Genomic DNA, 12,629 nt, shown 5'->3' with positions numbered 1-12,629 from the left:
CTTTTCCTATTTTTGATGAAGGATTTCGGACGGTACAACACCCTCCAAATGGGGGAAGGGATTCTTCATATGCGGTATCTGCATAGCTTCCATGAACTGCTGCTGGAAGTCCTTCTCCACCGTCAACTCGATGTACTCCACGTTCCGGGACACCCAGTTGGCTTCCACGCGTTTTTCTTTGTTCAACAGCGCGCACCGCGCTCCGTCGCCCGCCGCGTTACCGACAGAGTGGATTTTCTCGATCTCGCAATCCGGGAACAGCCCCATTACCAAGGCCTTGGTCCGGTCCACGTGTGTACCGAACGCGCCCGCAATCTTTATGGTATCCACAGCGTCGATGTCCATCCGGCGCATCATCAGTAGGCATCCACAATGTAAAGCGCCCTTGGCCAACTGGATCTGCCGGACGTCTTTCTGACTGATCACCACGTCCTTCTTAATGGAAGTCTCATCGGCCCAGGCGATTACGAATTCCGGTTGTTTGGTTTCCGGATTCACCCGGTAGCGATTGGATTTCTGCGCCGAGCTGAAACGGCCTGCTTTATTGATGACACCGGAGCGGTAAAGTTCCGCCAGTACATCCAGGATCCCCGATCCGCAAATACCCTTGGTCTTCAGGTCTTTCTTTTCGGCGTACTTGGAAAAGGCATCGTGCCCGATAACCTTGTAATTGACCTCGTGGGTTTCCGGATCGATTTCGATGCGCTCGATAGCTCCCGGCGCCGCCCGCATACCGAAAGAGAGCTGAGCTCCTTCCAGGGCCGGCCCCGTGGCGCAGGACGAAGAGATCAGCTTGTGTTTGTTACCCAGCACCAGCTCGCCGTTGGTGCCGATGTCGATAAGAAGCTCTATCTCTTCGTGTTTGTACGGCTCCTCGGCTATGAGTACGCCCACATTGTCCGCACCCACAAATCCGGCCTCGTTTGGCAGCACATGAACGTAGGCGCTCTTGTTGATCTTGAGGTTCAGATCGCGGGCTTTAATATCGAGGCTCTTGTGCAGCACGGGGGGAAATGGCGCCAATCCCACAAACTCAGGATTCAAGGCCAACAAGATGTGGTGCATGGCGGTGTTAAACACAATGGTCATGTCCACCACGTCTTCTCTATTGAGACACGGGTATACGTCCCGTTCTACCGTGTCCTCGAGCTCGTCGTCGGGCTCTTCTTCCCCTTTCTTCTTTTTCTTTTTCGGGGGATAAGTAGCCGTGATCACGTCGTCAATAATGGTGTTCAGTCCCTGGATGATTTCATTGCTCATCTTCTCCAGGCCGTCTTCGTTCATCATGTGATACGTGATACGCGCCATGACGTCCTCGCCGTACTTGCATTGAGGATTCATCATGGATCGGGTGGTAAATACGGCGCCCGTGGCCAAGTTACAGAAATATCCGGCCACGGTGGTGGTGCCGACGTCCACGGCCAGCCCCCAGTGGTTCTCCACCTTGCCGGGAAGCACACGGATGATTTCCTTATCATTCCAAACCGCCACCGTGGCCTTCCAACCCCCCTCCCGAATCGCCATGGGAAGTTGACGCAGACAAAAGATGTCCACGCTCAGTTCCTTCAGGCCGTACTCCCGGGTCAGCTGGTCTTCAATGCGCTCGAGGTCCCCCAAAGGATCCTCGAACGTCGGCGGACTACATTCCACGTAGTACATCTTAACCGCAGGATCGAGTTTGATGTAGATGTCGCGGGCGGCCTTGCTGACCACCTGCTTACCGGCACGCGACTCTTCAGGTACAAACACGAGTACATCGTCCAGGATCTCAGCCACGCACCCCAGCCTGTAGCCCTGTTCCTTCTCGACTCCTTTGATGAACTTGTCTTCCTCTTCCTTCCATTCCGACACGTGGGACATGTGGGACTCGATGCCGTACTTCTCGAAATAGCCTTCCTCGATGCGAATCTTGCATTTTCCGCAGACTTTCTTCTCTCCGCACAGAGCCTCGATGTCCACGCCCAACTCCCTGGACGCTTCTATGATGTTCACACCTTTCTTCACGCGTCCCCTGCGCGCCGACGGCTGGAAGATGACCATTGCCGTGTCGTCTATTGCCATTAAGTTGTTTCCTCCGAGATTATGATCTGTCACTTTCAGGACGGCGAACGTTCTTACTGTTAAGCCGGTCCCATAACCGGCCGGTCATACGACGCCGTTGTCGCAGGATGTTTCCCGCTCCCCACAAAAAGGCGCCCGATTTCGCATTCGCTCCCCCTGGGAGAAACCACCCCCACCGTTCGACACGAGGTCAAACAGGGGACACGAAAACTACACCGCCGCGGTACATTGTCCGACCGGCAGGACGAGCCGTTTTAAAGCGGCTCTCCCTGTTTTCGCCGCTGTCGAATGGAGTCCGTTACACCTGTCCCGATTGGACTTCACGCAGACGGCCGATCATCTTGATCGCTTCGGACACGGCGTTGCCCGCGCTTTCGGCGTATCCATCCGCTCCGAAGAGCTTGGATACGTCTTTGGTCACCGGGGCTCCTCCGAGCATAATGGCCACGTTCGGGTTCTTTTCCTTGATCATTTTGATGACTTTCTTCATGCCGAGCATGGTGGTGGTCATCATGGCGCTCATGGCCACGATCTCGGAATCCGTGCGGAGCTGCTCTTCCACGAAATTCTCGAGGGGCACGTCACGGCCGAGGTCGTGAACCGTAAACCCGCCCACGTCGAACATCATCTTGACCAGATTCTTGCCGATGTCGTGAACGTCACCCTGGACGGAACCAATCACCACCTGGCCTTTGACCTCGGTGTCATGTTCCGGAACATGCGGACGAAGGATATCCAGCCCGGCGTACAGCGCATCCGCGCACATCAATACTTCCGGCACGAAGTATTCGTTGCGCTCGTACAGATCACCAACGATTTCCATGCCTGCGGCCAGACCGTCCATAATGGCCAGGAGCGCAGGAACGCCTTCATCCAACGCTTTTTGCGCCCACTCTTTGACTTCCTCTTCCTGATAGTTCACCACACCGTCGCTGAGATGTTTCATAATCTCTTCTTTTGTCGCCATAATCGGTTCTCCTTTAGCAACTTATTTTAGAGCCTTCCCACTGCCGGGCTGGGCTTTCTTCCATACTTATGCGTCGTCTCGACGCAAGCCAACATGTTCTCTTCTTTGATATCCGGCCACAAATCGCATCCGGGCATGACGGCATCCACACCGTTTTCGATCGTCTGCTTGATGGCGGCCACAACCTGGTCCTTGGTGGTTTCCGGTTTGCAGGTGATGTTGTACGTGTCGAGGTTGCCCATCAACAATACGTTGTTACCCAGTTTCTTCCGCGCTTCCTTGATATTGCATTTGATGTCCACGGTCAGACCGTCCGCATGACATTCGTTCATCATTTCGATCAGAGGATCCGTAGAGCCGCAGATGTGGAGCAGTTTGGGTGACTTCCACCCGTCGATAATACGGGTCAGGCAGGGTTTGATCACATCGCGGAAGGTTCGTGGACTCAACAGGTCCGCTGCAACACCGGGCTCTCTCAAGGTGATGTAGTCGCAGCCGGCTTTCTGCCATGTCTGGCCTTCCAGAATGCACAAATCCGACATTCTGGCCAACAAAGACTCGACCTTGGCCTTCTCTTTAAACACGGCCTTGAGGATCATGTCCAGCTCGAGGATCTGTCCGATCTGCGTGAACGGACCCAGCACCCAAGCGCCGACGGCGAGTTCCGGCGCTTCTTTCTTGATAATCTTGATGGCCTCGGACACGAGCGGCAAGCGACCTCGACTCATGATGTCGTCGGGAATCACCACTTCGTCCATGGACTTCCACTGTTTGTGGGGAATGGTCGGGTACAGAATGTCTTCGGAATTCTCATAGAGGCTGATCTTGTTGCCCATGGCTTCCGATTCCATCGTCATATCATAGGGAACCACCGCACAGTCAAATCCCATCAACCGCGCGGACCAGATCGCCGACCTGGCCAGACGTTCGGCGCTCGTATGCACGGTGGCGAACTTATATCCGCTCTTCTTGATCCCAGGCATAACCACCATGCCCATGCCACTGAAAAAAGGCATGGTGTCGATGGGTTCTTTTTTCAGCAACCTCATTACGCGTTCTTTAGGTGTCAAATCGGCCATTAATCGCCACTCCTTTCCTCTAACTGGATTTTTGTCAACAGCGTGCATCATCCTGCCTTGCCGGCAGGCTGTTTTGTTATTGCATACCCTTCAGCTGCTCTGCGAAGTCCGGGAATAGCTTGTACAGCGGATGCGTCTCCAATGCCGGCAGCTTCTTTGTTTCTCCGAAAACATAGGCGGCCAGGAACGCTTCGGTCAGGGCAACCGCGGGAAACAGACGCGCCGCTCCGGCCATGGGACCGCTAAAAATCATGTCGTGGAACGTAAACGCCGCCAGACTCTCGAGGGCCGCGTCCGTAGCGCTCCACCCCTTGAATCCCCACATCTCCCGTGCGGCTTTCCACATGTAGGAGCCGTTGCTGGGGGCGCTTGAAGCCGGGAAACCCCATTTTTCCTTGACCATCCGGTTGGCAATGGAACAGAACGCTGTGGCGGGCCCGTTCATAACGGACGTATCTACGATGGTATTGAATTTGGCTCCGGCTTTTTCAATGGCGTCCAGGAGTTTCTGCGTACCCGAAATCCGGCCGCTCGGCATTTGGTCTTCCTGATCAAAAGCAACGAGCAACACGTTCTTTACGCCCATGGCCGCGATCTCTTTAATCTCCGTCTCGAGGTCTTGCTCCCACACGGTAAACATGCGGTCCATGAGATTTTGATCCGCACAGTATTTGACGCCTTCCAGTTTGGGCTTCATGACCCACGCGTCGACACAGAAAGGCATTGTCGAGTTCTCCACCACAAAATCGATGAATCGCTTAAACTCCTCTCCCGTGTTGGCCACGATGTCCGCCATGCCCTGAACTCCGGTTTCATTGGCCAACTTATCCTGATTCTGGAGAAGTTCTCTGGCATACGCTTCGTTGAAACCTTCTTTCCGTTTCTTTCCTTCAAATACACGGTCACCCTTCTGGAAAATGGACGAGCACAATACACACGGATACTCGCCGGGTTGTCCACCGACCTTGACCCCTCCGATATCCACTACCTGTTGTTTCGTCGCAAGTTGAAACATGGTTCCTCCTTATCTCTGGATGTTAATCTTTTGCAGGGCAAAGACCCCTCTCTTCCTAAAGGGTCCGATGCAGCTATGTATGAATGGGTCGTTCCGGTGAACGGACGATGGTTGAAACTGCCGATGCAATCGGCGGATTGATGGGAAAGGGCAAATTCGTTTTCGATTCATCCCTCACCAGGTTCCGGTCGGTACGTTTTCCATAGGGCATTTCATGAAAACAAACAGAAAGAAAACCCTGAGACGCTGATTGTGTTATAAATGTAAACGTCCCAAGTTCGCCATAGTCCAAAAGACGATTTTTCAGTGGTCTTTGGACGATTTTTCAGTGGGCGGAGGACTATGACCCGGCTCAGCGTCCCTTATGGCCGATATCCGGGAAGATTGGCCAAACGCCCGGCCCCGGCTAGGACAGGGCTTTCGAAATCCCTCTCGCTGAGTGCAAAACGCCTTCTGAACTCCGGCCCCGGACACGTGGATCAACCGATGCCCCCGAAGCTCTCCGGCTCGAGACCCGACATGCTTGCAAGAACGGTGATACCCGGCTTTTATGAGATAGAAAACAAAGCCAAGCCGCTTTAAAAGTGGACGGAGCCGCTTTGCTGAGACTATATTCGATACTATAAGCAGACGCCACCCCTTGGTCGCCGGGCGAAGCGGCGCGTCACGGAACCTCGGCCTCATTCGCCGTTCCCGGACAGGGGTCGAGCCCGCGCCTCCACCTTACCGGGCGCTGTTTACACAACCTCCAGCGCAAATGGTACGGGGAGGCGCTCGGTAGGAGCACGTTGCCGATGTGCCTTTGAAAGTACCTGGAGCCGGATGCTTCACACGGCTCCGGTGCGAACACCGGAATGAAACAGGAGAATACGCGCCATGAACAAACGCCTGCTTCTGATTGTTTTCATCTTGGCAACCATGGCTTCTTTTCCCTGGGCGAAGGCCGATGATCTGCTCACCCCGGAAGAATCCGCCTGGCTGAAACAGCACGCTCCCATTAAGGTAGGCGCATTCAATGACTACCCGCCTTTTGGTTTTGTGGCTGAAGATGGTCGCGCCCAGGGAATTTCCGTGGACTACTGGACTCGTCTGGCCGGCAAACTCGGTTTCGACGTGGTCTTTTCCCCCACACACTTCAATGGTCAGCTGGAAGGGCTCAAGAAGGGCGAGTACGACTCCCTCGCCGGCATCTTCCCTCTCGAAGAACGCGCCGAATACTTCGACTTCTCACGTCATTACATGGACATCAACACCTACATTTTCATTCAGGCGCAATCTTCCAAGGAGCCGGCCGGGTTGAACGATCTGAAGGAGACGAAAGTGGGGGTCGTTAAAGGCGACTCGGGGCAGGTGCTATGTGAAGCCGCCGGTTTAAAACCCGAAGGCTTCAAGGACTATCCGGACGCCATCAAGACGCTCGCCGCGGGCGGCTTGGACGCCATTGTCATGGATGAACTGGTCGTGTATTACGTCCTCACCCAAAACAACCTGAGAGACCGAGTCAAACGGGTAGGATTGCCGGTGGATCAGGGGCATATGACCCTGCCGGTAAAGAAGGGCAATCAGGTCCTTTTGGATATCCTCAACAAGGGAATCGCCCAATTTAGTCCGAGTGAACTTGGGGAAATCGCCGAGAAATGGTTGCGATAGCGGACGCCGCCCTTGCAAGTCGTGGCCGCGTCCGACCACAGCTCGGAATTCGAGAGCTTTCCGACTTCGCCCTACAGTTCCCAGGACTGGCGATAGGCCATGACGGGGGTTCAAGCGTCGCAACACAGTATCGATTCGTTCAGGCGAACGGGTTCGTTACGTGAAGGAGGGAAAGCATGGCCGTTACACCGGAGACGTTCAAGGAATTCCAGGCCGAAATCGTTTCCGTCAAGGGAACCTGCGGAGCCGGTCACAAGCCGGGAGACCATTTCAAACTGAGCTGCTGGAACGCCGGCGGTCTCTGCGGATTCTTCTACCATGATCTGTTTCCGTACTTATCGGTGCTGCAGTTCGGAGGAACGATCCCCTGGGCTCCGGAAGGACATCTCACGCTCGAATGCCCGGACCGCCACAATCTGGTGACCCTGGTTCTTCAACCGCTGTAGCGAGGCGCGGAACCGTGAAGGATGGTTTGTAGCGAGATAGTTCGGTCTCTCCGCCGTCCATGGTGAACGGCTTGAGACTCGAAAATTCCGGGGAATGAGCGGATCTCTGATTGAGAATCTACCACTATAGTTGCCTCCTCTGTCGGCAACGTCGCCTGCATCCGGATATCAAAAGATAATCAAAAGCGCCGGCGCTGTGGGCTGCGTTTCTGCCTTGTGCGGTTTCATGCGCCGACAGAAATCGGTAAAATGATAGGTAAAGATAGGTAGGACTCAACCATGAGCATCAAACAAAATACAAATAAAAACGACGACATTCATCACCTTTCACAGATGGGATGGACGTCCCATTTTCAGACACAGCTGGAACACTTTTCCAACGACGGCTTTATCCCCGCCAGAGTGGTCGGGGTAAGAAAAAACAGCTTTCGCACAAGCAACGGTAAAAGTGAATGCCTTGCCACCCTGGCCGGAAGGCTCAAACATGACGCCGACGGCATGGTTCCGGTCACAGGGGATTGGGTCCTCATGACCGATGCTGTGATTTCCAGGGTGCTGGTACGAAAGAACGCCTTATCCAGAGGCGCTTCAGGCACGCGTAACAAACAGGACGCACAGCCGGAAAAGCAACAGGTAATTGCAGCAAACCTCGATACCGTATGTATCGTGTGCGGCCTTGACCAGGATTTTAACCTGCGCCGCATAGAGCGGTACTTGACCCTGGTCTACAACTGCGGCCTGCATCCTGTCATCATTCTGACAAAAGCAGATCTTCACCAGGACCCGGAGCATTTCGCCAGTGAATTAGAAGCCGTGGCATTCGGCGTTCCCATACACCTGGTTTCGGCATCGGATGACACAGGCCTGACCTCTCTGGAACCCTATCTGTCTCCAGGCCGGACCACTACCATGGTGGGGTCTTCCGGGGCGGGCAAATCCACCCTGGTGAACCGGCTTTACGGTAAAACCGTACAGCTTACCGGTTCCATAAGCACCCATGTGGGCAAGGGTAAACACACTACCGCCTCCCGGGATCTGATCATGATGCCCCAGGGGGGAATGGTGATCGATAACCCCGGGATCCGGGAAATTGCCTTCTGGGAAGTTGATAAAGGGATCGAAGCTGCGTTTCCCGAGATTGAAAAGCTAGGTCTGGGATGCCGTTTTACAAACTGCAGCCATACCCACGAGCCCGGCTGCCGGGTCCTCGCGGCAGTCGATAAAGGTGAAATCTCAAGGGACAGGCTGGAAAACTACCGGAAAATGAAACGTGAACTGGAATATCTGTCCCATCGCCGGCACAAAAGTGCTGACCGTGTGGAAAAGGAGCGCTGGAAAGAGGTCGCCTTGAAAATTAAAGCCATGAAAAAAACGAGATGAAATAGGGAGAAAGGCGACGTTGTTTCATTGTTGACTTATCTCGGTCTGGAGCAGTTCCCGAACGGCTCCTCCGGCCGCGATGAACTCTTCATCCTCCTCCGCCCTCTTCGCCGCGCGGGAGATGGCCGGCCGGTCGTTCAAGAAAGTCCGTCCGCTAATTATCATCCTCGAAAATCGTCCGCCTTTCGATTCCTCGGATAGCGATATGATGCAGCGCGCCGGGGGGCGTCGATGCGACCTTGCCTTGGCATGGGCATCCGATAACCGCTTTGCGTTTGCAGATCAACAAGGAAACAACATCCCTATTACCATTCGCCGATCAAGTGCAATGAATTCTTGTAAACTACTCGGATTGCGTCACCAACCGCCGTACCTCGTCAGCGCGTAAAGGCCGAACCAGGCGCGCCACTTCCTTACCGTCATGCAACAGGATCAAGGTCGGCCAAAGCTTAACCCGAAACGCACGGCCCAGAGGCTTACCTTTTCCGTCATATATCTTGATGTGGGGCAGCTCTGAATGCTCGGCCAGCACATCCTGTAATGCGGGCTGCGCCGACTGACAGTGCCCGCACCAGGGTGCACCGAATTCGAGGATAGCGTCGCCAACTCATGCACGAACCTCATCGAGTGTCGGTTCGTTTTCCGCATAATCCGGGTTGAAACCCGTATGAATGGTTTTCATGCTACTTTCTTTCCGGGAATCGAATGTCAACGGTAATGGGGACGGGGTTGTTTTTGTGCGTTTCTGTTCTTCAACGGACAATGCATCATCCGAGACAATCTGTCTACCCCTGCTGATCAGCGCGGGTGACCGCCGATCTGCTTAGCTCGAGTTTCTTTGCTACCTCAGTTGCGAACCAACCCCCCAGGTAAAACAGGGTGTTGCGGCCTCGCCCAGCAGTTTCCCCAAGCGATCGACCAACCGGTTTCCGCCGGTATCGTCATGGAAGAGGTTGGCACTTCGATCCCTCGGCGGATGATGCGATGCAGCGCGCTGGATGCGTCCATGCGTTCTTTTCGTACTACCAAGTTATTGTATCATGCATGATGAAAGAAAGAATCGCGCAAAATCACCACCGTACGCCTTTTTTCCGACCCGGATGCCGGGCTGTCGGGTGTCGGGTTGGATCGTGCTTCCACCGGAGTCCTCTCGGTTTCTTGCCCTTGCGGGCGCGACATTCGCGCCGTGTGGCGGGGAAAGTCCGCCCCTGGGGTTATCTACCGGAGGCGGGGAAGGAACGTCGGTGGGCGGGTTGTTCTGTGCTTGACGCGCACGCGGGCAACCCATAATTTAAGATGGGTTTCGCGTGAGGTCGTCAAGAAACCAAAACCTCGCGCCTGACAATTGAACCCAAAACCCATAAAATGGCTATGGGTAACGTGAAACTAAGTCAAGGATCCCGACGATGAAACATGATGAGTTTTTCCGAAAGCACCCGGTTTTCACCGGAGAAGAGCTGGCCAAACATCTGTCGTCCCATGGTGAAGTCGGCGGACGGGCGCAAGAGTCCCTCTTGGCGTATCACCAGAAGGCCGGACGGGTCGTTCGGATACGGCGCGGGTTGTATGCCGTCATCCCGTCGGGAGCCGATACGGATTCGTATCCGGTCGATCCGTTCCTCGTCGCCGCGAAGCTGACGCCGGATTCGGTGTTGTCGCACCATACGGCGCTGGAGTTTCACGGAAAAGCTTACTCGGTTTATACACATTTCACCTACTCGGCATCCCGCCCGCTTGGACCTCTAAAGTTCCGCTCCCATGTTTTCCGAGGGACGAAGTTTCGAAATGCTCTCCTCCGCGCAGGAAAAGTGCATGCCGGCGTTTTGACCGCGGAGCGCGCCGGTATGAATTTGCGGGTTGCGAGTCTGGAGCGGACCTTGGTGGACGTCCTGGATCGTCCTGACCTCTCAGGAAGCTGGGAGGAAATCTGGCGTTCGCTGGAGTCCGTCGAATTTTTCGACCTCGACAAGGTCTTGGAGTACGCGCTCCTGCTCGGAAATGCGACCACCGGAGCGAAGGTAGGGTTCTTCCTGGAACAGCATCGCGAACCGTTGATGGTGGAAGACCGTCACCTCAAGGCGCTTCACGATATGCGCCCCCGACAGCCTCATTACTTGGACCGTTCCAGGCGAAAATCCGGTCGACTCCTGTCGGAATGGAACTTGGTGGTTCCGAGGGAAGTCCTCGAACGGGCCTGGGGGGAGGTACTATGAAAATCTCCCCTGAGAAGCTGGCAGCCGAAGCACAGGCGACGGGCTTCAGACCGGATGTGCTCGAAAAGGTCGCCCACTTGTTGGGGCTGTTGGACGCATTGCGGAGTCACCCATTCCTCAAGGGTAAGCTGGTACTCAAGGGGGGCACGGCCTTGAATCTCTTCATTTTCGATGTGCCCCGGCTCTCCATCGACATCGATCTGAACTATGTGGGAGCCGAAGATCGCGATGGCATGCTCGCCGAACGTCCAAAGGTCGAACAGGCCTTTCAAGCGGTTTTCGCTCGGGAGGGCTTCACCGTTAGGCGGATGCCTGAAGAACACGCCGGGGGCAAGTGGTCGTTGCGGTATGAAAACGCCCCCGGCCGGAGCGGCAACCTCGAAGTGGACATCAATTTCATGTTCCGTCTCCCGCTGTGGCCGGTGACGACCCGCGACTCTCATTCCGTCGGTGCTTGGCAGGCCACGGGGATTTCCGTGCTGGATCACCATGAACTGGCGGCCGGGAAACTGGCGGCGCTACTCGCGCGCAAACAGGAGCGGGACCTGTTCGACAGCCACCGGGTTCTCCAAATGGGGAACCTCGATTCCTGCCGCCTTCGCATCGGGTTCGTGGTCTACGGCGCGATGAACAGGAAAGATTGGAGGACGGTCTCTGCGGACGATGTGGGCTTCGACGCCATTGAATTGGCGAAGCGGTTGATCCCCACTCTGCGCGTCAATTCGCCGGAGCTCCAAGTGGAATCAACTGAATACGGAGCGCGTCTTGTAAGGGAATGCCGCGAAGGTTTATCCGCGGTCCTGCCCTTCACGGATTCCGAGCGGGCGTTCTTGGATTTGCTTTTGGACCGAGGGGTGATTGACCCCACACTCTTGACCGCCGACACATCTCTTCAGCAACGGATACGCTCTCAGCCGCTCCTCGAATGGAAGGCGCTCAACGTGAAGCGCCACAAGGCGTTGTCCTGACGAAATCAGGCCATATCGAGCTGCGTCTTCGTGTTCAGATAAACACCGGGTCGGTCGCCGGCGGAACCAGGGAAGCCGTCTCCTCGCGAACCTGGTTGAGGACGGACTGCCCCCGGGCCGGCATCGCGCAGCACACGGCGTCGATGATGTGGGCGTTTCCCTTGGAATAGACGATGCGGCCATGACGCAAAACATAATCAACATGATATTAATAACGCCTTTTTAATCGCGTATTCCTGCATTATATCAATCCTCTTGCGTTCACCTTTTTGGGGAAAGGGGCACGGTGTTGATTATGTGCGTTTCTATTCTTCAACGGCATCCATCCATTCACGGGGTATCAGGGGAAACCTTTTGGAATCCGCCTATACTTGTGTCCTATGGCGGTATCTTGGGCGGGGTGGCGCGGACAACTTGTTGTCTGCGTTGCGCAGCAACAAGAGGCCCCACCCGGCGTATAGCATCACGCAGCACTAGGATTTAAGACGTACGGTCACCTCCTGTCCTTCGCACCCGGACAACACGTTGGCCGGGCCGCATCCATCAGCATCGATCCCTAATGGTACGACGAGTGAGACGGACTGGAAACGCCTTTCTGTTTGTGACGACCAACAGGGTTCTCCCCCCACAAACAAAGGCTTCTTATGACCCAGTGAACAGGTACCTTCAACGGAGAATGCGTTATCCGTGACAATCTGTCTACCTCTGCTGATCAGCCCGGGTGACTGCCGATCTGCTTAACTCAGGTTTCTTTGCCACCTCGATTGCGAATCAACCCCCAGGCAAAACTGGGTGTTGCGGCCTCGCCCAGCCGTTTCCTCAGGCGATCGACAAAGCGGTTTCCGCCGGT

At 55.2% G+C, this 12,629-nt stretch carries 10 protein-coding genes and 1 pseudogene; 5 read left to right on the top strand and 6 right to left on the bottom strand.

Annotated elements, in window-relative coordinates; translation table 11 throughout:
- Positions 1-6 precede the first annotated feature (6 nt).
- The 4 genes from HY788_22810 to HY788_22795 form a co-directional block, all read right to left on the bottom strand.
- Entirely contained in the window at positions 7-2,040 is a 2,034-nt protein-coding gene (locus tag HY788_22810; protein MBI4776975.1) for a DUF4445 domain-containing protein, read from the bottom strand.
- A gap of 319 nt (positions 2,041-2,359) precedes the next feature.
- Positions 2,360-3,028 carry a corrinoid protein gene (locus tag HY788_22805; protein MBI4776974.1) on the bottom strand — a complete coding sequence of 223 codons (669 nt, stop codon included), beginning with the start codon at positions 3,026-3,028 and terminating at the stop codon, positions 2,360-2,362.
- A 26-nt stretch (positions 3,029-3,054) separates the two neighbouring features.
- Positions 3,055-4,107 carry a methyltransferase gene (locus tag HY788_22800; GenBank protein ID MBI4776973.1) on the bottom strand — a complete coding sequence of 351 codons (1,053 nt, stop codon included), beginning with the start codon at positions 4,105-4,107 and terminating at the stop codon, positions 3,055-3,057.
- A gap of 76 nt (positions 4,108-4,183) precedes the next feature.
- On the bottom strand, positions 4,184-5,122 hold the full coding sequence (locus HY788_22795; protein MBI4776972.1) for a tetrahydromethanopterin S-methyltransferase: 939 nt from the start codon (positions 5,120-5,122) through the stop codon (positions 4,184-4,186).
- A gap of 876 nt (positions 5,123-5,998) precedes the next feature.
- Between HY788_22795 and HY788_22790 the strand changes: the two genes are divergently transcribed.
- The 3 genes from HY788_22790 to rsgA all read left to right on the top strand — a co-directional run bounded on the left by HY788_22790 (position 5,999) and on the right by rsgA (position 8,598).
- Positions 5,999-6,772: an amino acid ABC transporter substrate-binding protein gene (locus tag HY788_22790; protein ID MBI4776971.1), complete on the top strand. Its 774-nt coding sequence runs from the start codon at positions 5,999-6,001 to the stop codon at positions 6,770-6,772.
- 176 nt (positions 6,773-6,948) lie between these two features.
- A complete protein-coding gene (locus tag HY788_22785; protein MBI4776970.1) occupies positions 6,949-7,218 on the top strand; it encodes a TIGR04076 family protein in 270 nt (89 codons plus the stop codon).
- A 279-nt stretch (positions 7,219-7,497) separates the two neighbouring features.
- Positions 7,498-8,598 carry a ribosome small subunit-dependent GTPase A gene (gene rsgA, locus HY788_22780; protein ID MBI4776969.1) on the top strand — a complete coding sequence of 367 codons (1,101 nt, stop codon included), beginning with the start codon at positions 7,498-7,500 and terminating at the stop codon, positions 8,596-8,598.
- 343 nt (positions 8,599-8,941) lie between these two features.
- Here the strand turns inward: rsgA and HY788_22775 are convergent.
- Positions 8,942-9,280, bottom strand: a pseudogene (locus HY788_22775) (thioredoxin family protein).
- 724 nt (positions 9,281-10,004) lie between these two features.
- Here HY788_22775 and HY788_22770 point away from each other — a divergent pair.
- Positions 10,005-10,811: a transcriptional regulator gene (locus tag HY788_22770; GenBank protein MBI4776968.1), complete on the top strand. Its 807-nt coding sequence runs from the start codon at positions 10,005-10,007 to the stop codon at positions 10,809-10,811.
- Positions 10,808-11,779 carry a nucleotidyl transferase AbiEii/AbiGii toxin family protein gene (locus HY788_22765; GenBank protein MBI4776967.1) on the top strand — a complete coding sequence of 324 codons (972 nt, stop codon included), beginning with the start codon at positions 10,808-10,810 and terminating at the stop codon, positions 11,777-11,779. Before HY788_22770 ends, HY788_22765 begins: the two co-directional genes overlap by 4 nt.
- 34 nt (positions 11,780-11,813) lie before the next feature.
- On the opposite strand, the gene HY788_22760 is transcribed toward HY788_22765, so the two are convergent.
- Positions 11,814-11,969, bottom strand: a complete 156-nt coding sequence (locus tag HY788_22760; protein MBI4776966.1) for a hypothetical protein — start codon at positions 11,967-11,969, stop codon at positions 11,814-11,816.
- Positions 11,970-12,629: the final 660 nt, after the last annotated feature.

This window comes from Deltaproteobacteria bacterium, assembly GCA_016208165.1.
Classification (GTDB): domain Bacteria; phylum Desulfobacterota; class Desulfarculia; order JACQYL01; family JACQYL01; genus JACQYL01.
The sequence above is the reverse complement of the archived record's forward strand: the minus strand, read 5'-3'. Positions and strand labels throughout refer to the sequence as shown.